This is a genomic window from Micromonospora sp. DT227 (assembly GCF_049841835.1).
Lineage (GTDB): Bacteria > Actinomycetota > Actinomycetes > Mycobacteriales > Micromonosporaceae > Micromonospora.
The window spans coordinates 1-333 of record NZ_JBNCLA010000070.1 but is presented as its reverse complement, the minus strand read 5'-3'; the positions used below and the strand labels follow the sequence as shown (position 1 = coordinate 333).

1 protein-coding gene is annotated in these 333 nt (G+C 67.3%); it reads right to left on the bottom strand.

Going from position 1 to position 333, the window contains the following annotated elements; all coding sequences use genetic code 11:
* On the bottom strand, window positions 1-333 hold a 333-nt coding region (locus ACLQ2W_RS33935; RefSeq protein ID WP_425791990.1), incomplete at both ends, for an AMP-binding enzyme.

Genomic DNA, 333 nt, shown 5'->3' with positions numbered 1-333 from the left:
GCCGAACGCCCGACCGTCCGGCTCCGGCAACGCCCGCTTGTCGAGCTTCCCGTTCGCCGTCAACGGCAACCGATCCAACACCACGAACGCCGCCGGCACCATGTACTCCGGCAACGACACCGCCAACGCCCGCCGCAACGACGCCACATCCAACCGCGCACCCGCCACCGCCACCACATAGGCCACCAGCCGAGCCTCCACCCCGCTGCCCCGCAGCAACACCACCGCGTCCCGCACACCGACACAACCGGACAGGACCACCGTGATCTCACCCAACTCGATCCGATAACCACGCACCTTCACCTGGTCATCAGCCCGACCCACAAAATCCAG